Origin of the sequence: Streptomyces sp. NPDC051243, assembly GCF_044455405.1 — a bacterium.
GTDB lineage: Bacteria > Actinomycetota > Actinomycetes > Streptomycetales > Streptomycetaceae > Streptomyces.
The window spans coordinates 284123-305490 of sequence record NZ_JBITES010000003.1 but is presented as its reverse complement, the minus strand read 5'-3'; the positions used below and the strand labels follow the sequence as shown (position 1 = coordinate 305490).

Genomic DNA, 21368 nt, shown 5'->3' with positions numbered 1-21368 from the left:
GGCTCAGCGCCCGTTGAAGGCGTCCTTCAGTCGCGAGAACAGCCCCTGCTGCCCCGGCTGGAACTGCCCCTGCGGCCGCTCCTCACCCCGCAGCTTGGCCAGCTCCCGCAGCAACCGCTCCTGCTCCGGATCCAGCTTGGTCGGCGTCGTCACCTCGACATGGACGATCAGGTCGCCGCGCCCGCCGCCGCGCAGATGCGTCACACCCCGCCCGTGCAGCGGAATCGACTGCCCGGACTGGGTACCGGGCCGGATGTCGACCTCCTCCAGCCCGTCCAGCGTCTCCAGCGGCACCTTGGTGCCGAGGGCCGCCGCGGTCATCGGGATCGTCACGGTGCAGTGCAGGTCGTCGCCGCGCCGCTGGAAGGTCGGGTGCGGCAGCTCATGGATCTCGACGTACAGGTCACCGGCGGGACCGCCGCCGGGCCCGACCTCGCCCTCACCGGCGAGCTGGATCCGCGTGCCGTTGTCGACACCGGCCGGGATCTTGACCGTCAGGGTCCGGCGGGACCGTACGCGGCCGTCGCCCGCGCACTCGGGACACGGCGTCGGCACCACGGTCCCGAAGCCCTGGCACTGCGGGCAGGGACGGGACGTCATGACCTGGCCCAGGAAGGACCGCGTCACCTGGGACACCTCGCCGCGCCCGCGGCACATGTCACACGTCTGCGCGGAGGTCCCCGGCGCCGCGCCCTCACCGTTGCAGGTGTTGCAGACGACGGCCGTGTCGACCTGGATGTCCTTCGTCGTGCCGAAGGCCGCCTCGTCGAGCTCGACCTCCAGCCGGATCATCGCGTCCTGGCCGCGCCGGGTGCGCGAGCGCGGGCCGCGCTGGGACGCCGTACCGAAGAACGCGTCCATGATGTCCGAGAAGTTCCCGAAGCCACCGGCGCCGAAGCCGCCGGCTCCCGCGCCGCCCGCCTGGGACAGCGGGTCGCCGCCGAGGTCGTAGACCTGCTTCTTCTGCGGGTCCGACAGCACCTCGTAAGCGGCGTTGATCTCCTTGAACCGCTCCTGGGTCTTCGGATCCGGGTTGACGTCCGGGTGCAGCTCGCGGGCGAGCCGCCGGAAGGCCTTCTTGATCTCTTCCTGCGACGCGTCGCGACGCACGCCGAGCACGGCGTAGTAGTCGGTGGCCACTTACGACTCCGCCAGGATCTGTCCGACGTAACGTGCCACTGCGCGTACCGCTCCCATCGTTCCCGGGTAATCCATGCGGGTCGGTCCGACCACGCCGAGCTTGGCGACTGCCTCGCCGCCCGAACCGTAGCCGACCGACACCACCGAAGTGGAGTTGAGTCCCTCGTAGGCGTTCTCGTGACCGATGCGTACGGTCATGCCCGAATCCCCGGCCTCGCCAAGCAACTTGAGGAGCACGACCTGCTCCTCCAGCGCCTCCAGGACGGGCCGGATGGTGAGGGGGAAGTCATGTCCGAAGCGGGTGAGATTGGCGGTGCCGCCGATCATCAGCCGCTCCTCGTTCTCCTCGACGAGCGTCTCCAGGAGGGTGGAGAGCACGGTCGAGACGGTGCCGCGGTCCTCCAGGTCGAAGGCCTCGGGGAGGTCCTCGACGAGTCGCGGCACATCGGTGAAGCGCCGCCCCGCGACCTTGCTGTTCAGCCGCGCGCGCAGATCCGCGAGCGAGGCCTCGCCGAAGGGCGCCGGGCAGTCGACCATCCGCTGCTCGACCCGCCCGGTGTCCGTGATCAGCACGAGCATCACGCGCGCGGGCGCGAGTGACAGCAGCTCGACGTGCCGGACGGTGGACCGGGTCAGCGAGGGGTACTGCACGACGGCGACCTGCCGCGTGAGCTGCGCGAGCAGCCGCACGGTGCGCGCCACCACGTCGTCGAGATCGACGGCGCCGTCGAGGAAGTTCTGGATGGCGCGCCGCTCCGGCGGGCTCATCGGCTTGACGCCGGCGAGCTTGTCGACGAACAGCCGGTAGCCCTTGTCGGTGGGGATGCGCCCGGCGCTGGTGTGCGGCTGGGCGATGTACCCCTCGTCCTCCAGGGCCGCCATGTCGTTGCGGACGGTCGCCGGGGAGACACCGAGGTTGTGCCGCTCGGTCAGGGCCTTCGAGCCCACCGGCTCCTCGGTCCCGACATAGTCCTGGACGATGGCGCGCAGAACCTGGAGCCTGCGTTCACTCAGCATCTCGCGCACACCTCCAGAGGTCGTGTCCCTTGGCGTCTTTCCTGGCACTCTGTCCGTCCGAGTGCCAGCCGTCCCCGGCCCAGTGTACGGCCGTGGGGTACGCCCCGGGCAAGGCCGGTCCGGCACCGCCGTGCTCGACGGTGGTGTCTTGGTTAGCGTCGCGGTATGACGGTGACTTGGGAAGAGCTGGGGTGGGAGCGGCTGGCGGCCGGGGTGGGCCGGTGCCGGCTTCCGGTGTGGGACTGCACGGTGGGGCTGGTCGTCGGGGACGGGGCGGCGCTGATCGTCGACGCCGGTTCGAGCCTCGCGGAGGGCACGCGACTGCGCACCCAGGCGCAGTGGCTCGCGGGTCATCGTGTGACTCATCTCGCGCTCACGCATCCCCATTTCGACCATGTCTTCGGGGCGGCGGCGTTCGCGGGCACGGAGGTGTACGGCGCGGTCGGCGTGGACACGGTCCTCGGTGGCCGGCACGCGCGCGAGGAACTGCGCGGGGACGCGATCCGAGGCGGCCTGGACGCCGCCGCGGCGGAGGAGGCCGTGGACGCGCTGGTCCGCCCCCACCACCAGGTGAGCGGCGAGTGGACCCTCGACCTGGCCGGCGGCCGCCAGGTGCTGCTGGCGAACGTGGGCCCCGCCCACACGGCCCACGACCTGGTGGTGCTCGTGCCGGGCGAGCTTCCCGGCGACCGGGAGGTGGTCTTCTGCGGCGACCTGGTGGAGGAGTCGGGCGAACCGCAGGCCGGCCCGGACGCCGTACCGTCGCACTGGCCGGCGGCCCTGGACCGCCTCCTGGAGCTGGGCGGCGAGGACGCGCTGTACGTGCCCGGTCACGGAGCGGTGGTGGACGCGGAGTTCGTACGGCGCCAGCGAGACGAGCTCGCCTCGAGATTCGGCGTGTCGCGGTGATCCGGGGGACGCGCGGGGCGCGCTTCTCCTATCGTCATCCGAATGCGCCAGTACTCACCGGACCTGACCCCGCCCTGGAAGAAGCCCCGGCAGGTACCGGAAGTACCCGCTGAACCGGGCCTGGTCGTGGAGGAGCCCGGCACGGGTTTCTGCGGCGCGGTGATCCGCTGCGAGGCGGGCACGGTGACCCTGGAGGACCGCTTCGGCAAGCACCGGGTGTTCCCGCTGGAGCCGAGGGGATTCCTGCTGGAGGGCAAGGTCGTGACCCTGGTCCGGCCGTCGGGCGCGGCTCCGGTACGTCCCACCCGTACGGCGTCCGGTTCGGTCGCCGTCCCCGGCGCCCGCGCGCGCGTGGCCCGCGCCGGCCGTATCTACGTGGAGGGCCGCCACGACGCCGAGCTGGTCGAGAAGGTGTGGGGCGACGACCTGCGCATCGAGGGCGTGGTCGTGGAGTATCTGGAGGGCGTCGACGACCTGCCGTCGATCGTGGCCGACTTCGCGCCGGGTCCGGACGCACGCCTGGGGGTCCTGGTGGACCACTTGGTGCCGGGCTCGAAGGAGTGGCGGATCGCCGAGTCGGTGACGAGCGAGCACGCCCTGGTGGTGGGCCACCCGTACATCGACATCTGGGAGGCGGTGAAGCCGTCGTCGCTGGGGATCGCGGGCTGGCCGCGGGTGCCGCACGGCGAGGACTGGAAGACGGGGGTGTGCCGGGCGCTGGGGTGGCCTTCGGAGAACACCGGGGCTGTGTGGCAGGCGATTCTCAAGCGGGTGGGGTCTTACAGGGACCTTGAGCCGGAGTTGTTGGGGCGGGTGGAGGAGTTGATCGATTTCGTTACGGTAGGCGGTGAGGCCTGACGCCCTTGTAAGTGTCGAACTCGGTGGTGTCCAGTTCGATACCCAGAGGCCTCAATGGCACGGGCGCGCCGAACCTCGTCACCCGCTGCACCTCGTAGTCCGCTTCTTCTCCCGCGCCCGTCGGCTCGGTGAGCATGACGCAATGCCCCACGATCGGGTCGATGATCAGATAGACGGGAACACCGCCGGCGGCATAGATCGAACGCTTGATCCCGTAATCACGCTCCACACTTGTCTTGGATACAACCTCGAGAAGCATGCTGATGACCTTGGACGGCATCAGGTGGCCCGCACGCGGACCGACGCCGCGCTCGATCAGCACGAGGTCCGGCAACGGCTCGCTGGTCTCTTGCAGGATGGCGACGGCCTGTGTCTGAAGCCTCCTCCAGTCCCGGCGCGGGAACTGGTCGAGAACCGCTTCGACGATGTCGTTGTGCACCACATCCGGCGCCGCCATCATCACGATTTCCCCCCGGAGGAGCTCCGCCTTGTATCCCTCGGGAACCTCGAGGTTCTCGAAGAACTCCACGACATCGGTGGTCATCGGTCGGTCGTCCACAGCGGTCATCTCCGCAGCCCTCCGGTTTCCGCCACCGTCAATTACAGCGGCAGACTACGAACCAGGTTAGGGATCGAACCGGCGTTCCGCACCGATTCACCCGCCCGAGTGATCAGTCCACCAAATCCCTGACCACCGCATCCGCCAGCAACCGCCCCCGCAACGTCAGCACCGCACGCCCGTGCGCGTACGGCCCCGCCTGCAGCAGGCCCTCCCCCAGCGCCCGCTGGGAAGCCGCAAGCCCTTCCTCCCGCAGCAGCTCCAGCGGCACCCCCTCCCGAAGCCGCAGCTCCAGCAGGATCCGCTCGACCCTGCGGTCCTCCTCAGACAGCAGCTCCCGCCCCGCCCCCGGCGACCGCCCCCCAGCCAGCGCCGCCGCATACGCGCCCGGATGCTTCACGTTCCACCAGCGCACCCCGCCCACGTGCGAGTGCGCCCCCGGACCCGCCCCCCACCAGTCCGCGCCCCGCCAGTACAGCTCGTTGTGCAGGCACCGGGCGGCCTCCGAGGTCGCCCAGTTCGACACCTCGTACCAGTCGAAACCGGCCTCCGACAGCACGGACTCCGCGATCAGGTACCGGTCGGCGTGCACGTCGTCGTCCGTCATCGGCACCTCGCCCCGGCGGATTCGGCGGGCCAGCTGGGTGCCCTCCTCGACGATCAGGGCGTAGGCGCTGACGTGGTCCGGCCCGGCGCCGAGTGCCGCCTCCAGCGACGTCCTCCAGTCGTCGTCCGACTCCCCCGGCGTGCCGTAGATCAGGTCCAGGTTCACGTGCTCGAAGCCCGCCGCACGGGCCTCGGCCACGCACGCCTCCGGCCGTCCCGGCGTATGCGTCCGGTCCAGCACGCGCAGCACATGCTGCTTCGCGCTCTGCATCCCGAAGGAGATCCGGTTGAAGCCGCCCTCGCGGAGCGTGGCCAGGTACGCCGGATCCACCGACTCCGGGTTCGCCTCCGTCGTGATCTCCGCGTCCGGTGCCAGGCCGAACTCGTCGCGGATCGCCCCCAGCATCCGTACGAGATCGCCGGCGGCCAGCAGCGTCGGCGTACCGCCGCCCACGAAGACCGTGCGGACCTCGCGCGGATCGTCGCCGAGGACCTTGCGGGCCAGGCGGATCTCGTCGACGAGGGTGTCGGCGTAGTTGTCGCGGGAGGCCAGCACTCCGCCCGTGCCGCGCAGCTCGGTCGCCGTGTAGGTGTTGAAGTCGCAGTAGCCGCAGCGGGTCGCGCAGTACGGGACGTGCAGGTAGAAGCCGAGGGGGCGGTCGGCCGCGTCGGCGAGCGCGTGCGGCGGCAGCGCGCCGTCGGTGGGGACGGGCTCGCCGTCGGGGAGTGCGGAAGGCATGGGTTCTATTGTCCCGTACCTCTGTCCCGTACCTCGCCGGTGTCCCGTTCCGCGTCGGTCACTCGGCCTGCAGCACCAGCAGCGCAAGATCGTCCTCCGGAGGACGGCCGCTGAACTCGTGCACCAGCCTGCGGATCCGTTCCGCGATCAACTGGGCGTTCATGCCCGCGCACCCGGCGAGCGCGGTCGCGAGGCCGTCGCCGTCGTCGAACTGGCGGGAGCCGCTGCGCCGCTCGGTCACCCCGTCGGTCACGCACAGGAGAGTGTCGCCGGAGCGCAGCTCGAAGGTCTCGCTCGTGTACGTGGCGTCCTCGACGACCCCGAGGATGGTCTGGGGCTCCGCGGCCGTGTGGACCTCGCCGCCCGCGCCCAGCAGCAGGGGCAGGGGGTGTCCGGCGGACGCGAGGGTGCAGCTGATGCCGCCGTCGAAGGGGGTCAGTTCGCCGTAGAGCAGGGACAGGAAGCGGGTCTGCGGGCCGTCGCCGGGGGCGACCGGGCCCACCAGGGCGCGGGCGGCGGCGTCGGCGGCCTCCGTGGCGTCGTCGAGGAGGAGCTGGTTGAGGCGGTCGAGGACGTCGGCGACCCGGTAGCCCTCGCGGGCGAGCAGCCGCAGCCAGGGGCGGGCGATGCCGATCACCACGGCAGCCTCGGGCCCCTTGCCCTGGACGTCGCCGATGGCGAAGCACCAGCGGCCGTCGCCCGCCGGGAACAGGTCGTAGAAGTCGCCGCTCGGGCCGCCCTTGTCGCACGGCTCGTACACCAGGGCGCTGGCCACCCCGGGGATCTCCGCGACCGCGCCGGGCAGCAGTCCGCGCTGCAGCACCCGGCTGATGGTCTCCTGCCGGGCGTACTGGCGGGCGGCTCCGATGGCGAGGGCCACCCGGCGGCTGAGGTCCTCCACGAGCCCGGTGACCTCGTCGGGGAAGCGGCTGAGGCCGGCCCGGCCGATGACCAGCGTGCCCAGCGGGCGGCCGCCCGCGATCAGGCGGTACGCGAGCGCCGTGCCGCGGACTCCGCGCTCGCCGAGCGCCTCACCGGGCCAGGGGTAGGGGACGGGGCCGGTGCGGTGGTCGTCGTCCGGCTCCGGCGGCTCCTTCTCCAGGGCGCGGCGCAGTTCCTCGATGAGGTTCTCGGAGCCGTGCCAGACGCGGGCGAGCCGGGGCCCGGCCCCCGCGGCACCCTCCACCGGCCGGCCTCCGCCGCCCCCGGTCTCGCCGGACCGGTGGTAGCCCCAGCGCCCGGCGACCTCGTCCTCCAGCCACACCGCGCACCAGTCCGCGAGCCGCGGCACGATCAGCTGGCCGGCGAGCGCGGCGACCAGGTTCTCGTCGAGCTGACCGGCGAGCAGGTCGGAGGCCTCGGCGAGGAAGGACAGGGCGCCCCGGTTGAGCCAGTCCCGTTCGCGTTCGGGGCGATGGGGGTACGCCGGGTGGTCCGAGTAGCCCAGGTCTCCGTGTTCGAACGAGGCCGGCGAGGCCGGTGGGTGCCCCTGGGTGAGGGAAGCCGGAGGGTCTGCCTGGGCGAGGGAAGCATGAGGGTCCCCCTGGGCGAGGGACGCCGGAGAGTTCCCGTCCGCGAGGGAAGCCCGAGGGTCCCCCTCCGCGAGCGGCGCCGAGGCGTCCCCCTGCTCGCCCGAGGCCGGGAACGCGGGCCCGGCCGAAACCGGCGGCGGCTCCGGCGCGAGGATCTCCGCCACGCGCAACCCGCGCTCCAGCGCACGCTCCTGCGCGTACGCCTCGATGTCGTCCCTGGCCGCTACGGGATCCTCGGCGGGCAGCCGCGCCCACACGGTCTTGGCGCCGGTCCGGTAGGTGACGCCCCAGGACTCGGCGAGCCGGGCCACCAGCCGCAGGCCTCGGCCGTACTCGGGAGTCTCGTACGGCGCGTCGACCTCACCGTCGCGCGGGGCGCGCGAGGGGTGGTGGTCCAGCACCTCGACGAGGAGGGCGCCGGTGTCCTCCTCGAGCCGGCAGGTGAGCTCGACGTCGGTGCCGGCGTGCACGACGGCGTTGGTGACCAGCTCGCTGACGGCCACGACGGCGTCGTCGACGAGCCGGTCGCTGAGGAGTTCGGTGCCGGGGAGCCCGGAGGCGGCCCACTCGGTGAGGGCGGCGCGCACGAGGGAGCGGGCGGAGCCCGGGGAGAGCGGGGTGCCGGGGAGGGAGGTACGGGTTTCCGGGCGCATGACTTCCCCCGCGCACGGGTGGGATTCGCGATCCGTGCGCGGGCGTGCGCCCTCGTGCGCAGGCGCATCAGAGGCACGGGTAACGGTCTCCCGTTGCGCCGGAATGGCCCCCATGGACAGCTCCCCGAACGGTTCGGACGAATACGCCTCAGTCGACGCCGACAGAGTGACAGACTGGCCACGCCCATAAGCACCGAGTTACCGAAGTGGGCCGCCATGAGTGAGAACCGTGCTACGCGTGTGCTCGAAGACGGACAGAAAGACGGTCAAATTCGAGCATCGGACCTGCGTCCCCTGCTCGCCGCGATGACCGCGGCCCGCGACGGCGACTTCCGCCAGCTCCCGGAGACAGGTGACGGAGTCGTCGCCGAATTGACGGCGGTCTTCAACCAGATCGTGCACCGCAGCACCCACTTCAACGGCGAAGTGCAGCGGGTCAAGCGGGAGTTGGTGCGCCACGGCAGGCTCGACGAGCGGCTCTCGGCGAGCCCCGGGCAGGGCGGCTGGATGACCCGGGTCAACGACGTCAACCAACTGCTCGACGCCCTGGTGGCCCCGGCGGCGAACGCGACCCGTGTCCTGGACGCGGTCGCCGGCGGTGACCTCACCCAGCGCGTCGACCTGCACGACGGCACCCGCCAGTTACGCGGTGACCTGCGGCGCCTCGGCCGGGCCGTGAACAAGATGGTCGACCAGCTGTCCCTGTTCACCGGCGAGGTGACCCGGGTGGCCCGCGAGGTCGGCACCGAGGGCCGGCTCGGCGGCCGGGCCAAGGTGCAGGGGCTGTCGGGCAGTTGGCGGGACGTGACCGAGGCGGTCAACGCGATGGCGTCCCGGCTGACGGCGCAGGTGCGCGACATCGCGGCGGTGACCACGGCCGTGGCCCGCGGCGACCTGACCCGTACGGTCACCGTCGAGGCGACCGGCGAGCTGCTCGAACTCAAGCTGACCGTCAACACGATGGTGGACCAGCTCTCCGCCTTCGCCGACGAGGTCACGCGCGTGGCCCGCGAGGTGGGTACGGAAGGGCAGCTGGGCGGACGCGCCCAGGTGCGGGGCGTCAGCGGCGTATGGAAGGACCTCACCGACAACGTCAATTTCATGGCGTCGAACCTGACCTCCCAGGTCCGCAACATCGCCCAGGTCACCACCGCCGTCGCCAACGGCGACCTGTCGCAGAAGATCACCGTCGACGCCCAGGGCGAGATCCTCGAACTCAAGTCGACCATCAACACGATGGTGGACCAGCTCTCCGCCTTCGCCGACGAAGTCACCCGCGTCGCCCGCGAGGTCGGCACCGAAGGAAACCTCGGCGGCCGGGCTCAGGTGCGGGGCGTCAGCGGCGTATGGAAAGACCTCACCGACAACGTCAATTTCATGGCGGACAACCTCACCTCCCAGGTCCGCAACATCGCCCTCGTGTCCACGGCCGTGGCCCAGGGCGACCTCGGCAAGAAGATCACGGTCGAGGCGAAGGGCGAGATCCTCGAACTCAAGTCGACCATCAACACGATGGTGGACCAGCTCTCCGCCTTCGCCGACGAGGTCACCCGCGTCGCCCGCGAGGTCGGCACCGAAGGCAACCTCGGCGGCCAGGCCCAGGTGCGAGGCGTTTCCGGCGTATGGAAAGACCTCACCGACAACGTCAACTTCATGGCGCTGAACCTGACCTCCCAGGTCCGCAACATCGCCCAGGTCACCACCGCCGTCGCCAACGGCGACCTGTCCAAGAAGATCACCGTCGACGCGCGCGGCGAGATCCTCGAGCTCAAGGACACCGTCAACACGATGGTGCAGCAGCTGCGCGCCTTCGCCGACGAGGTCACGCGTGTGGCCCGCGAGGTCGGCACCGACGGCCGGCTCGGCGGCCGGGCGCAGGTGCTGGGCGTCTCCGGTGTCTGGCGCGACCTGACCGACAACGTCAACTACATGGCCGACAACCTCACCTCACAGGTGCGGAACATCGCCCAGGTCGCGACGGCGGTCGCCCAGGGCGACCTGTCGAAGAAGATCGACGTGGACGCGCGCGGCGAGATCCTGGAACTCAAGACCACCATCAACACCATGGTCGACACCCTCTCCTCCTTCGCCGACGAGGTCACCCGCGTCGCCCGCGAGGTCGGCACCGAGGGCCAGCTCGGCGGCCAGGCACGGGTCGAGGGCGTGTACGGCACCTGGAAGCGCCTGACGACCAACGTGAACGAACTCGCCCTCAACCTGACCACCCAGGTCCGCGCGATCGCCGAGGTCGCCTCGGCCGTGGCCCAGGGCGACATGTCCCGCTCGATCACGGTCGAGGCGCGCGGCGAGGTCGCCGAGCTGAAGGACAACATCAACCTGATGGTGGCCAACCTGCGCGAGACGACCCGCGCGAAGGACTGGCTGGAGTCCAACCTGGCCCGCCTCGCCGCGCTGATGCAGGGCCACCGCGACCTGATGGAGGTCGCCGACCTGCTGCTGCGCGAGCTGACCCCGCTGGTGAACGCCCAGTACGGCGCGTTCTTCCTGGCCGACCCGGACGAGGAGGGCGCCGCGCTCCATACGACCGTTCCCGCGAAAGGGCTGGCGTTCATCGCCGGGTACGGCTCGGCCCAGGGCACGACCATCGAGACGGGCGGTCTCCCGGTGCACGGCCTGGTGCGGCAGGCGGCCCGCGAGAAGAAGCGGATCCTCGTCGAGGAGGCCCCGCCGGACTACATCAAGATCAACAGCGGGCTCGGCGAGGCCGCCCCGACCAGCGTCGTCATCATCCCGATCCTCTTCGAGGACAAGCTCCTCGGCGTGATCGAGCTGGCGTCCTTCTCCCGCTTCTCCGACGTCCACCTGGCGTTCTTCGACCAGTTCGTGAACACCATCGCCGTCGCGATCAACACGATCATCGCCAACTCCCGTACGGAGTCCCTGCTCGGCGAGTCCCAGCGCCTCGCCATGCAGTTGCAGGAACGCTCGGACGAACTCCAGATGCAGCAGGCGGAGTTGCAGCGCTCCAACGCCGAACTGGAGGAGAAGGCGGCCCTGCTCGCGACGTCCTCCCAGTACAAGTCGGAGTTCCTGGCGAACATGTCGCACGAACTGCGAACGCCTTTGAACTCCCTGCTGATCCTGGCCCGCCTGCTGTCGGACAACCCGGACGGCCACCTCTCCGACCAGGAGGTCCAGTTCGCGACGACGATCCACCGCTCCGGCTCCGACCTCCTCCAGCTGATCAACGACATCCTGGACCTGTCGAAGATCGAGGCGGGCCGGATGGACGTACGCCCCAAGAAGCTCCCGCTCATCAAGCTCCTCGACTACGTCCACGCCACGTTCCGCCCGCTCACCCTGGACCGGGGGCTGGCCTTCGAGGTGTCGGTCGGCGAGGGCGTGCCGCGCGAGATGTACTCGGACGAGCAGCGCCTGCAGCAGATCCTGCGCAACCTCCTGTCCAACGCGATCAAGTTCACCGCGTCCGGCAAGGTCGAGCTGCGCGTGAACCGGGTGAAGGACCCCGAGCACCAATGGGCGTCCCCCCGCTCGAGCGAAGTCGAGAGTGGGGGAGTGCGCGAGGGCGACGAGGTGATCGCGTTCGCGGTGTCCGACACCGGCATCGGCATCGCGGCGGAGAAGCTCCCGGTGATCTTCGAGGCGTTCCAGCAGGCCGACGGCACCACCAACCGCAAGTACGGCGGCACGGGCCTCGGCCTGTCCATCAGCCGGGAGATCGCGGGCCTGCTGGGCGGCCGTATCGTCGCCGAGAGCGAGCCCGGCAAGGGCTCCACCTTCACGCTGTACGTCCCGGTGATCAGCCCCGGTCACGCGGCCACCGGCCCGGCCGTCGAGGACCGTGCGCTGCCGATGCCGGAGCAGTTGTCGGCCGAGCCGTTCCCGACCGCCCACGACGCGGACGAGAGCTGGCCGACCCCGACCAAGCTGGAGGCGTGGCAGACGGGCCGGGCGGGCCGGGTGCTGCCGGGCCGGCGGGTGCTGATCGTGGACGACGACATCCGCAACGTCTTCGCGCTCACCCATGTCCTGGGCCGGGTCGGCATGCCGGTGCTGTACGCGGAGAACGGCCGCGAGGGCATCGAGACGCTGGAGCGGAACCCGGACGTCGAACTCGTCCTGATGGACATCATGATGCCGGAGATGGACGGTTACGAGACCATCTCCGCCATCCGCCGCACCCCACGCTGGACGGACCTGCCCATCGTCGCGCTGACCGCGAAGGCCATGCCGGGCGACCGGGAGAAGTCCATCGCGCGGGGTGCCAACGACTACGTACCGAAGCCGGTCGACGTGGATCAGCTGCTGACCGTCGTCTGCGACCTCCTGGACCCCGAGGGCGCGCCGGCTACCGCGGAACCGGAGAAGACAGAGACTGAATGAGGCACAGTCATCATGAGCGCTGAGGCAACGACCGACGAGCGTGCAGGCATCCTCCTGGTCGACGACATGGAGGACAACCTGATCGCGCTGGAGGCCGTCCTGGGGTCCCTCAACGAGCCGCTCGTCCGCGCGCGTTCGGGCGAGGAGGCGATGAAGGCGCTGCTGCGCCAACGCTTCGCCCTGGTCCTGCTCGACGTCCGCATGCCGGGCATGGACGGCTTCGAAACGGCCACGAACATCAAACGGCTCGACCAGACCAAGGACGTCCCGATCATCTTCCTGACCGGAGCGGAGGACGACCCCGGCTACGCGTTCCGCGGCTACGCGACGGGCGCCGCGGACTACTTGACCAAGCCGTTCGATCCGTGGGTACTGCGCGCGAAGGTGACGGTTTTCCTGGATCTGTATCGCAAGAACAGGCAACTGGAGCGACTGTTGAGCCGGGAGCACCTCCACAGCAAGGAGCTGAGCACCCAACTGGCGGCTCTGGAGGACCAGCTCTCCGGGGAAAAACCGCCGGACCTGACAGACCTACGCGCCAGGGTCCACGAGATACGCCGCCTTGTCGGGTAGGGGGCGAGTTGGACCTTTAAGGGGCGCGGGGCTCCATCGATGTGCGGCTCCGCCGTGTGGGCGCGAGCAACCACGAACCACCCGCAGCCGCCGACGATTCCCCGCCACCCCTCCCCGAAGGCGCTACGCCTCCCGCGTCCCCGCGTACATCTCCTCGATCAGATCCTTGTACTCCCGCTCCACCACCGGCCGCTTCAGCTTCAGACTCGGCGTGATCTCCCCGTGCTCCACATCGAGATCCCGCGGCAGCAACCGGAACTTCTTGATGGTCTGCCACTTCTGCAGCCCGGCGTTGAGCTTCGACACGTACCCCTCGACCATCGCAACGGTCTCCGGCGCAGCCACTACGTCGGCGTACGACTTCCCGGACAGCCCGTTCTCCTCGGCCCACCCGAGGATCGCGACCTCGTCCAGCGCGATCAGCGCCGTGCAGAAGTTCCGGTCGGCGCCGTGCACGAGGATGTTGGAGACGTAGGGGCACACCGCCTTGAACTGCCCCTCGACCTCGGCGGGCGCGATGTACTTGCCGCCCGACGTCTTGATCAGGTCCTTCTTGCGGTCGGTGATGCGCAGGTACCCGTCGGGCGACAGCTCGCCGATGTCACCGGTGTGGAACCAGCCGTCGGCCTCCAGCACCTCGGCGGTCTTGTCCGGCAGCCCGTGGTAGCCCTCCATGATGCCGGGGCCGCGCAGCAGGATCTCGCCGTCGTCCGCGATGCGCACCTCCGTGCCGGGCAGCGGCTTGCCGACCGTGCCGGTGCGGTAGGCCTCACCGGGGTTCACGAACGACGCGGCGGAGGACTCGGTGAGGCCGTAGCCCTCGAGGATGTGGATGCCCGCGCCGGCGAAGAAGTAGCCGATCTCGGGAGCGAGAGCCGCCGACCCCGACACGCACGCGCGCAGGTTTCCGCCGAAGGCCTCGCGGATCTTGGCGTACACCAGCGCGTCGGCGACCTTGTGCTTGGCACCCAGCCCGAACGGCACGGAGTGGCTGCCGGTGCGCCGGAAGTTGTCCTGGGAGACCTTGGCGTACTCGCGGCTCACCTCGGCGGCCCACTGGAAGATCTTGTACTTGGCGCCGCCGGCCGCCCGGGCCTTCGCGGCGACCCCGTTGTAGACCTTCTCGAAGATGCGGGGCACGGCCGCCATGTACGTCGGCTGCACGACCGGCAGATTCTCGATGATCTTGTCGACGCGGCCGTCGACGGCGGTGACGTGTCCGACCTCGATCTGGCCGGAGGTGAGCACCTTGCCGAAGACGTGCGCGAGCGGCAGCCACAGGTACTGCACGTCCTCGGGTCCGACGAGCCCGGTCGCGGCGATCGCCTTCGCCATGTACGCCCAGTTGTCGTGCGGCAGCCGTACGCCCTTGGGGCGTCCGGTGGTGCCCGAGGTGTAGATGAGGGTGGCGAGCTGGTCCTTGGTGATCGCGCCGACCCGCTCCTTGACCAGGTCGGCGTCCTTCTCCAGCCGGGCCGCGCCGCGCTTCTCCAGCTCGTCCAGGGTGAGGATCCAGTCGGCGGTCTCGACGCCGGCCGGGTCGATGACGACGACGTGGGTCAGGTGCGGCAGCTCCGCGCGCTTCTCCACCGCCTTGGCCAGCTGCGCCGCGTCCTCGGCGATCAGCACCCGGCTCTCGGAGTCGGAGAGGATGTACGCCGACTCCTCGGCGTTGGTCTGCGGATAGACGGTGGTGGTGGCCGCGCCGGCGCACATGATGCCCAGGTCGGCGAGTATCCACTCGATCCGGGTCGAGGAGGCGAGGGCCACCCGCTGCTCGGGCTGGACGCCCAGCTCGATGAGCCCGGCCGCGATCGCGTAGACCCGCTCGGCGGACTGCGCCCAGCTCAGCGACTTCCAGTCGTCCGGGCCCTGGCCGGAGGCGGCGGGCACCGGATAGCGGTATGCCTCGGCGTCCGGCGTTGCCGCCACGCGCTCCAGGAAGAGGGTCGCCACGCTCGGCGGACGGTTCTCGATCAGTGTCTGTGTGTCGCTCACGACATCCTCCGGGGCCCGCGACGGTGCGGCTGGCTCAAACGGCCGGCTTTCCAGTCGGCTCATTACGGCGGTTTTCACTCGCGCGCTGTTGTTTAACTCGCGAGTAACTATCGAGCAGGGATCAGAGTAAAGGTCGACCGGCCGCCGCGTAAGGGTCCGCGGCCTGTCACTTCCTCCAGACAGTCACCCCCGGTACGCACAGAAGCCCGCCGCACTTGCGTACGACGGACCCCTGTTGCACCGGTTTGCCGGGTCACCCCGTGTTACCTGCGGTTACTTCTTGCCCTTGGCCGAACCCGCGCTGTCATCACTGCTCAGTACGGCGATGAAGGCCTCCTGCGGAACCTCCACGGAACCCACCATCTTCATCCGCTTCTTGCCTTCCTTCTGCTTCTCCAGCAGCTTCCGCTTGCGGGAGATGTCACCGCCGTAGCACTTGGCGAGGACGTCCTTGCGGATGGCACGGATGGTCTCGCGGGCGATCACCCGGGAGCCGATGGCGGCCTGCACCGGCACCTCGAAGGCCTGGCGCGGGATGAGCTCCTTGAGCTTGGCGACGAGCCGCACGCCGTACGCGTACGCCTGGTCCTTGTGGGTGATCGCCGAGAAGGCGTCCACCTTGTCGCCGTGCAGCAGGATGTCGACCTTGACCAGGCTGGAGGTCTGCTCGCCGGTGGGCTCGTAGTCCAGCGACGCGTAACCACGCGTCTTCGACTTCAGCTGGTCGAAGAAGTCGAAGACGATCTCCGCGAGCGGGAGGGTGTAGCGGATCTCCACCCGGTCCTCGGAGAGGTAGTCCATGCCGAGCAGGGTGCCGCGCCGGGTCTGGCACAGCTCCATGATCGAGCCGATGAACTCGGTCGGCGCCAGGATGGTGGCGCGCACGACCGGCTCGTACACCTCGTTGATCTTGCCCTCGGGGAACTCGCTCGGGTTGGTGACGGTGTGCTCGCTGCCGTCCTCCATGACCACGCGGTAGACCACGTTCGGCGCGGTGGCGATCAGGTCGAGGCCGAACTCGCGCTCCAGCCGCTCGCGGATCACGTCGAGGTGGAGCAGGCCAAGGAAGCCGACGCGGAAGCCGAAGCCGAGGGCGGCGGAGGTCTCCGGCTCGTAGACGAGGGCGGCGTCGTTGAGCTGGAGCTTGTCGAGGGCCTCGCGCAGCTCCGGGTAGTCCGAGCCGTCCAGCGGATACAGGCCGGAGAAGACCATCGGCTTCGGGTCCTTGTAGCCGCCGAGCGCCTCGGTGGCGCCCTTGGCCTGGCTGGTGACGGTGTCACCGACCTTGGACTGGCGGACGTCCTTCACACCGGTGATCAGATAGCCCACCTCGCCGACACCGAGGCCGTCGGCCGGGAGCATCTCGGGCGAGTTCGTCCCGATCTCCAGCAGCTCGTGCGTCGCGCCCGTCGACATCATCCTGATGCGCTCGCGCTTGTTGAGCTGGCCGTCGATGACACGGACGTACGTCACGACACCGCGGTAGGAGTCGTAGACGGAGTCGAAGATCATCGCGCGCGCGGGGGCGTCCTTGACGCCGACCGGCGCCGGGATCTCCCGTACGACCTTGTCGAGCAGCGCGTCGACGCCGACACCGGTCTTGGCGGAGACCCTGAGGACGTCGTCGGGGTCGCAGCCGACCAGGTTGGCGAGCTCCTCGGCGAACTTCTCGGGCTGCGCGGCCGGCAGGTCGATCTTGTTGAGCACCGGGATGATCGTGAGGTCGTTCTCCATCGCCAGGTAGAGGTTGGCGAGGGTCTGGGCCTCGATGCCCTGGGCGGCGTCGACGAGGAGGATGGTCCCCTCGCAGGCGGCGAGCGACCGTGAGACCTCGTAGGTGAAGTCGACGTGCCCCGGGGTGTCGATCATGTTGAGGATGTGCGTGTTGCTCTTGTCGTGGGTGGGAGCCCACGGCAGACGCACCGCCTGGGACTTGATCGTGATGCCGCGCTCACGCTCGATGTCCATCCGGTCGAGGTACTGAGCACGCATCTGCCGCTGCTCGACCACACCGGTCAGCTGGAGCATCCGGTCGGCGAGCGTGGACTTGCCGTGGTCGATGTGCGCGATGATGCAGAAATTGCGGATCAGAGCCGGGTCGGTACGGCTCGGCTCGGGCACATTGTTAGGGGTCGCGGGCACGCAGGGTCCTGTCTCTTGAGGCGCCTTATGCCTCGGGTCGGATCGATACGTAGCTTCCATGGTCCCATGGGCGGCGACCGGGGGGCGGTTTGGGCCGCGATGGGGGGCTTCGCAGGCCGGTTTGGGGTGGCCGGAGGGCCACTGGTAGCCTGGGTGGCTGTGTCTCATGCCCTCTCAGCGCGAGGCACACCCCAAGAAAATCACCCGGTACGCGTCCGTGCGGCTTCCGTGCGGCCTCGTACCAGAACCTGAAAAGGCTCATTCGTGGCGAACATCAAGTCCCAGATCAAGCGGATCAAGACCAACGAGAAGGCCCGGCTGCGCAACAAGGCCGTCAAGTCCTCCCTGAAGACCGCGATCCGCAAGGCCCGTGAGGCCGCTGCCGCGGGTGACGTCGAGAAGGCCACCGAGTACCAGCGCGCCGCGTCGCGTGCGCTCGACAAGGCCGTCTCGAAGGGCGTCATCCACAAGAACCAGGCCGCCAACAAGAAGTCGGCGCTTGCTTCCCAGGTCGCGTCCCTCAAGGGCTGACACCTTTTCTTTGATCTGATCGCCGGAAGGACCCAGAGCGGGCCCTCTCTCATCCGCTCCCGACCGGCACCCTCGGAGCCGCGCGCGGCCTGCGTTCGCCACGCGGGCGCGGCTCCAGCAGCGTGAACCGAAGGCTCCGCCTTCCGCCCTTCCCCAGGGCGGCGGGCGGGGCCTTCGGCATGCGTGGGGTGCCTGTCGGCCGTCAGCTCCAGAAGTCGTTGCTCTGGTCGATGTCCTCGATGCACTCGTCGACGTCGGTCATCTTGTCCCCCACGATCCGGAAGACCAGGGCTCCGTTCTCGTCGAGGTGCTTGTCGTTCCGGTCGGCCTGGAAGCGGTGCACGGAGACCGCGTGCCCACGACCGTCGACGAGGATGTTGCGAACATCGACCTGGATTGTGCCGTTGGTCTCCTCGAAGAGCCGACGGAACATGTCGATGATCGCGTCCTGCCCCTTGAAGTCGCCCGACAACGGGTGACTTCCGGGCACATGGTGCGTACAGTCCCCGGCCATCAGCCCACGCAGGGCATCCATGTCGCCCCGCGCGAAGGCCTCGTAGCCCTTGCGGACGAGCTGGGCGTGCGGGTGTTCGGCCATGGCGCCACCTCCGTCATGCCTGGCCGGGGTTCACGACCAGAAGTCGTTGAACTGGTCGAGGTCGGCGACGCACTCGTCGAGGTCGCTGGCCTTGTCGCCGACGACCCGGAAGACGATGCCTCCGTCGATCTCCAAGTGCTTGCCCTGACGCTCAGCCGTGGCGTGGTGCACGGACATCACATGCCCACGAGCGTCGACGAAGAGCTGACGCAGTTCGACGTTCAACGTCCCGCCCGTCTCCTCGAAGAGCCGCTGGTACAGCTCGATACACGCGTCCTGGCCCTTGTAGTCGCCGGCCAGCGGGTGATCGCCCGGCAAGTGGTGCGTGGCGTCCCCCGTCATCAGGGTGCGCAGGGTGTCCATGTCGCCGCGGGAGAACGCCTCGTAGCCCTTGCGGACGACAGTCGCGTGCGGATGCTCAGCCATACCGATCGCCACCTTCCGTCAAGTCGGTCATGCTGGGCGATTTCAGGCTGTATGCACAATTCTCCTCGTAGTCGCAGCTACGGCCACTGGATCAGGACGGCGCTCGTCTGTGGCGCACGGCGGCTGCCCCTGGCGCCCGTCAGCCGCGTGTGGCCTGGTCAGCGCCTACGCCCGCGTCAGCCACGTCCCCTGGAACGCGCCGCCCTCGCGATCGTCACGACCGCCTTCTCCAGCGCGTACTCGGGGTCGTCCCCGCCGCCCTTCACGCCGGCATCGGCCTCGGCGACGGCCTGCAGCGCGACGGCCACGCCGTCGGGCGTCCACCCCCGCATCTGCTGCCGTACACGGTCGATCTTCCACGGCGGCATGCCCAGCTCGCGCGCCAGGTCGGCGGGCCGCCCGCCTCGGGCCGAGGACAGCTTCCCGATGGCCCGCACTCCCTGCGCCAGCGCACTGGTGATCATGACCGGGGCCACGCCGGTCGCCAGCGACCACCGCAGCGCCTCCAGCGCCTCCGCGGCCCGCCCCTCGACCGCCCGGTCGGCGACGGTGAAGCTCGACGCCTCGGCCCGGCCGGTGTAGTACCGCCCGACGACGGCCTCGTCGATGGTCCCCTCGACATCGGCGACCAGCTGACTCACCGCGGACGCCAGCTCCCGCAGATCGCTGCCGATGGCGTCGACGAGCGCCTGGCAGGCCTCGGGCGTCGCGGACCGCCCGGTCGCCCGGAACTCCTGCCTGACGAACGCCAGCCGGTCCGCCGGCTTCGTCATCTTCGGGCACGCCACCTCCCGCGCCCCCGCCTTGCGCGCGGCGTCGAGCAGCTTCTTGCCCTTGGCCTGACCGGCGTGCAGCAGCACCAGCGTGATCTCCTCGGCGGGCGCCGTGAGATACGCCGTGACGTCCTTGATCGTGTCCGCCGACAGATCCTGCGCATTGCGCACGACCACGACCTTGCGCTCCGCGAACAGCGAGGGGCTGGTCAACTCGGCCAGTGTGCCCGGCTGCAACTGGTCCGGCGTCAGCTCCCGCACGTCCGTGTCGGCATCGGCGGCCCGCGCGGCGACCACCACCTCCCGCACGGCACGATCGAGCAGCAGCTCCTCCTGACCCACGGCGAGGGTCACGGGGGCGAGGGGGTCGTCGTTCGCAGTCTTCCTGGCCATCGCGACAAGCATGGCACGGGGCACTGACAACGCGGCTCCCGTGCCGGTGGCGGACAGCGGGCCGAACGCCCGGCCGGCGCCCTCGCCGACCTCCCCCGGCGCCGGGTGTCCGATCAAGCTACGGCTCCTCCCGCCACCCGTCCCACTCCCCCGCGAACTCGTCCAGCTCCCCCGGATCCAGCCGCCCCTCCTCGTCCCGCAGCACCACCAGCCACTGCGCGTCCTCGGCGTCGTCCTCCCCGGCCAGCGCGTCCCGCACGAGCCGCGGCTCCTCGTCGATGGCGAACCGCTCCCCGAGCGCCTCGGCCACCTCCTCCGCCGCATCGCGGTCGGGCGGCACCAGGACATGTCTCACGTCACTCACGGAGCCATTTTCCGGCACGCCCGCCGAGGCCGACCGCCGAGGTCGACCGCCGGGCGCCGGGCGCCGGGCGCCGGGCGCCGGGCGCCCGGTTGTGCTCGCGGTGCGGGGGCAGCGGGTCACGGTCGCCAAGATCACCGGTATGTACCGGGACGAGCGGTGTGGCGTGATTCCCGGGAGCGCCCCGGACACCGCCCGCCCGGTCAACCCCGCCGGCCGGCGCCGCACACCGCCCGCCCGGTCAACCCCGCCGGTCGGCGCCGCACACCGCCCGCCCGGTCAACCCCGCCGGTCGGCGCGCACACCGCCCGCCCGGTCAATCCCGCCGGTCGGCGCCGCACACCGCCCACCCGGTCAATCCCGCCGGTCGGCGCCGCGCACCGTCGGCACCCGGTCCAGCTCGATCCCGAACCGCTCCCGGTACACCCCCAGCACCTCCTCGTCCGTGCCCAACTCCCGCTCCTCACGCTTCCCGTCGGCCGCCGTCGCCTTGAACGTGCGGCCGCTGAGCGTGATCCGCCCTCCCTCCTCCGTCACCCGCGAGCACACCAGCGACTGTGTGAAGTGCGACGCCGGCGAGGTGCTGTGCCACCACGCCCCCGCCACGAAGTCGCCGAGCACCCGGGGCCTTCGCTCCAGCCGGTACTCCGGCCGGCCGGCCATGACGACCTCCAGGTCCGCCGCCTCCGCCGCGTCGTGACCGCCCCGCACCCCGGCCGCGTCCGGCCCGGCCTCGACGATCCGGAAGACGCCTGCGGGATCCAGCTGCTCACCGCGCGCCTCGAACGCCAGCGGATAGTGACTGTGCGCCCCGAAACCCACGTCCGCGAGCCATGCACCCCCGTCCACCGTCCGCACCTTCAGCGCCATGTGGTCGTAAGGAATCCCGAGCCGCCCCTCCTGCCCGTGCACCCTCGCTGCGAGCAGCGTCACGTCGAAGCCCAGCGCGGTGAGCAACGCCCCGAAGATCCCGTTCAGTTCGTAGCAGAACCCACCCCGTCCGGCCCCCACCACCTTGTCCAGCAGTCGCTTCTCCTCCAGCACGATCTCCTCGCCGAGGTGGATCGACAGGTTCTCGAAGGGCACGGTCTGCAGATGGCGCAGATGCAGCTCACGCAGCACGTCCACGGTGGGCCACGCCGGGTGCTCGACCCCAAGTCGCCGGAGATAGGCATCAACCTCAACGGAATCCATG

17 protein-coding genes are annotated in these 21368 nt (G+C 70.0%); 5 read left to right on the top strand and 12 right to left on the bottom strand.

Annotated features, from left to right (window positions below; genetic code table 11):
* Positions 1–3: 3 nt before the first annotated feature.
* Together dnaJ and hrcA are read right to left on the bottom strand one after the other, a co-directional pair.
* A complete protein-coding gene (dnaJ, locus tag ACIBAG_RS08635; RefSeq protein ID WP_399102491.1) occupies positions 4–1140 on the bottom strand; it encodes a molecular chaperone DnaJ in 1137 nt (378 codons plus the stop codon).
* Positions 1141–2157: a heat-inducible transcriptional repressor HrcA gene (gene hrcA, locus ACIBAG_RS08630; protein ID WP_399102489.1), complete on the bottom strand. Its 1017-nt coding sequence runs from the start codon at positions 2155–2157 to the stop codon at positions 1141–1143.
* A 165-nt stretch (positions 2158–2322) separates the two neighbouring features.
* On the opposite strand from hrcA, the gene ACIBAG_RS08625 reads away from it, so the two are divergent.
* Together ACIBAG_RS08625 and ACIBAG_RS08620 are read left to right on the top strand one after the other, a co-directional pair.
* The gene (locus ACIBAG_RS08625; protein WP_399102486.1) at positions 2323–3066 is read left to right on the top strand and encodes an MBL fold metallo-hydrolase; all 744 of its coding nucleotides are present in this window, start codon (positions 2323–2325) and stop codon (positions 3064–3066) included.
* Positions 3067–3108: 42 nt separating this feature from the next.
* The gene (locus ACIBAG_RS08620; protein WP_399102484.1) at positions 3109–3924 is read left to right on the top strand and encodes a DUF3097 domain-containing protein; all 816 of its coding nucleotides are present in this window, start codon (positions 3109–3111) and stop codon (positions 3922–3924) included.
* On the opposite strand, the gene ACIBAG_RS08615 is transcribed toward ACIBAG_RS08620, so the two are convergent.
* From ACIBAG_RS08615 to ACIBAG_RS08605, 3 genes are all read right to left on the bottom strand, one after another.
* Positions 3902–4492: a Uma2 family endonuclease gene (locus tag ACIBAG_RS08615; protein ID WP_399102482.1), complete on the bottom strand. Its 591-nt coding sequence runs from the start codon at positions 4490–4492 to the stop codon at positions 3902–3904. The two genes, ACIBAG_RS08620 and ACIBAG_RS08615, sit on opposite strands and share 23 nt — an antisense overlap.
* A 103-nt stretch (positions 4493–4595) precedes the next feature.
* Positions 4596–5828, bottom strand: a complete 1233-nt coding sequence (hemW, locus tag ACIBAG_RS08610; RefSeq protein WP_399102479.1) for a radical SAM family heme chaperone HemW — start codon at positions 5826–5828, stop codon at positions 4596–4598.
* A 58-nt stretch (positions 5829–5886) separates the two neighbouring features.
* Positions 5887–8127, bottom strand: a complete 2241-nt coding sequence (locus ACIBAG_RS08605; RefSeq protein ID WP_399102477.1) for a SpoIIE family protein phosphatase — start codon at positions 8125–8127, stop codon at positions 5887–5889.
* A gap of 102 nt (positions 8128–8229) precedes the next feature.
* Between ACIBAG_RS08605 and ACIBAG_RS08600 the strand changes: the two genes are divergently transcribed.
* Both ACIBAG_RS08600 and ACIBAG_RS08595 read left to right on the top strand, forming a co-directional pair.
* On the top strand, positions 8230–12378 hold the full coding sequence (locus tag ACIBAG_RS08600) for a HAMP domain-containing protein (protein WP_399102475.1): 4149 nt from the start codon (positions 8230–8232) through the stop codon (positions 12376–12378).
* A 12-nt stretch (positions 12379–12390) separates the two neighbouring features.
* Positions 12391–12951 carry a two-component system response regulator gene (locus ACIBAG_RS08595; protein ID WP_399102473.1) on the top strand — a complete coding sequence of 187 codons (561 nt, stop codon included), beginning with the start codon at positions 12391–12393 and terminating at the stop codon, positions 12949–12951.
* A gap of 123 nt (positions 12952–13074) precedes the next feature.
* Here ACIBAG_RS08595 and ACIBAG_RS08590 read toward each other — a convergent pair whose 3' ends face one another.
* Both ACIBAG_RS08590 and lepA read right to left on the bottom strand, forming a co-directional pair.
* A complete protein-coding gene (locus ACIBAG_RS08590; RefSeq protein WP_399102471.1) occupies positions 13075–14949 on the bottom strand; it encodes an AMP-dependent synthetase/ligase in 1875 nt (624 codons plus the stop codon).
* Positions 14950–15222: 273 nt separating this feature from the next.
* Positions 15223–17091, bottom strand: coding sequence for a translation elongation factor 4 (gene lepA, locus ACIBAG_RS08585; protein WP_399102468.1), 1869 nt, complete (start codon positions 17089–17091; stop codon positions 15223–15225).
* Positions 17092–17355: 264 nt separating this feature from the next.
* Between lepA and rpsT the strand changes: the two genes are divergently transcribed.
* Positions 17356–17622 carry a 30S ribosomal protein S20 gene (gene rpsT, locus ACIBAG_RS08580; protein WP_399102466.1) on the top strand — a complete coding sequence of 89 codons (267 nt, stop codon included), beginning with the start codon at positions 17356–17358 and terminating at the stop codon, positions 17620–17622.
* 202 nt (positions 17623–17824) lie between these two features.
* Here rpsT and ACIBAG_RS08575 read toward each other — a convergent pair whose 3' ends face one another.
* From ACIBAG_RS08575 to ACIBAG_RS08555, 5 genes are all read right to left on the bottom strand, one after another.
* Complete coding sequence (locus ACIBAG_RS08575) at positions 17825–18220, bottom strand: nuclear transport factor 2 family protein (protein ID WP_399102464.1); 396 nt, start codon at positions 18218–18220, stop codon at positions 17825–17827.
* 30 nt (positions 18221–18250) lie between these two features.
* The gene (locus tag ACIBAG_RS08570; protein ID WP_399102462.1) at positions 18251–18646 is read right to left on the bottom strand and encodes a nuclear transport factor 2 family protein; all 396 of its coding nucleotides are present in this window, start codon (positions 18644–18646) and stop codon (positions 18251–18253) included.
* 176 nt (positions 18647–18822) lie between these two features.
* Entirely contained in the window at positions 18823–19812 is a 990-nt protein-coding gene (gene holA / locus ACIBAG_RS08565) for a DNA polymerase III subunit delta (protein ID WP_399103281.1), read from the bottom strand.
* A 118-nt stretch (positions 19813–19930) separates the two neighbouring features.
* Positions 19931–20176 carry a hypothetical protein gene (locus ACIBAG_RS08560; RefSeq protein ID WP_399102460.1) on the bottom strand — a complete coding sequence of 82 codons (246 nt, stop codon included), beginning with the start codon at positions 20174–20176 and terminating at the stop codon, positions 19931–19933.
* A 351-nt stretch (positions 20177–20527) separates the two neighbouring features.
* Positions 20528–21367, bottom strand: a complete 840-nt coding sequence (locus ACIBAG_RS08555; RefSeq protein WP_399102458.1) for an arylamine N-acetyltransferase — start codon at positions 21365–21367, stop codon at positions 20528–20530.
* Position 21368 lies beyond the last annotated feature (1 nt).

What these genes read in the sequence shown, in the direction of transcription:
- hrcA (WP_399102489.1), bottom strand. Translation starts at nt 2,157, where the DNA reads ATGCTGAGTGAACGCAGGCTCCAGGTTCTGCGCGCCATCGTCCAGGAC.
- ACIBAG_RS08625 (WP_399102486.1), top strand. Translation starts at nt 2,323, where the DNA reads ATGACGGTGACTTGGGAAGAGCTGGGGTGGGAGCGGCTGGCGGCCGGG.
- ACIBAG_RS08620 (WP_399102484.1), top strand. Translation starts at nt 3,109, where the DNA reads ATGCGCCAGTACTCACCGGACCTGACCCCGCCCTGGAAGAAGCCCCGG.
- ACIBAG_RS08615 (WP_399102482.1), bottom strand. Translation starts at nt 4,492, where the DNA reads ATGACCGCTGTGGACGACCGACCGATGACCACCGATGTCGTGGAGTTC.
- hemW (WP_399102479.1), bottom strand. Translation starts at nt 5,828, where the DNA reads ATGCCTTCCGCACTCCCCGACGGCGAGCCCGTCCCCACCGACGGCGCG.
- ACIBAG_RS08605 (WP_399102477.1), bottom strand. Translation starts at nt 8,127, where the DNA reads ATGGGGGCCATTCCGGCGCAACGGGAGACCGTTACCCGTGCCTCTGAT.
- ACIBAG_RS08600 (WP_399102475.1), top strand. Translation starts at nt 8,230, where the DNA reads ATGAGTGAGAACCGTGCTACGCGTGTGCTCGAAGACGGACAGAAAGAC.
- ACIBAG_RS08595 (WP_399102473.1), top strand. Translation starts at nt 12,391, where the DNA reads ATGAGCGCTGAGGCAACGACCGACGAGCGTGCAGGCATCCTCCTGGTC.
- ACIBAG_RS08575 (WP_399102464.1), bottom strand. Translation starts at nt 18,220, where the DNA reads ATGGCCGAACACCCGCACGCCCAGCTCGTCCGCAAGGGCTACGAGGCC.
- ACIBAG_RS08570 (WP_399102462.1), bottom strand. Translation starts at nt 18,646, where the DNA reads ATGGCTGAGCATCCGCACGCGACTGTCGTCCGCAAGGGCTACGAGGCG.
- holA (WP_399103281.1), bottom strand. Translation starts at nt 19,812, where the DNA reads ATGGCCAGGAAGACTGCGAACGACGACCCCCTCGCCCCCGTGACCCTC.
- ACIBAG_RS08555 (WP_399102458.1), bottom strand. Translation starts at nt 21,367, where the DNA reads ATGGATTCCGTTGAGGTTGATGCCTATCTCCGGCGACTTGGGGTCGAG.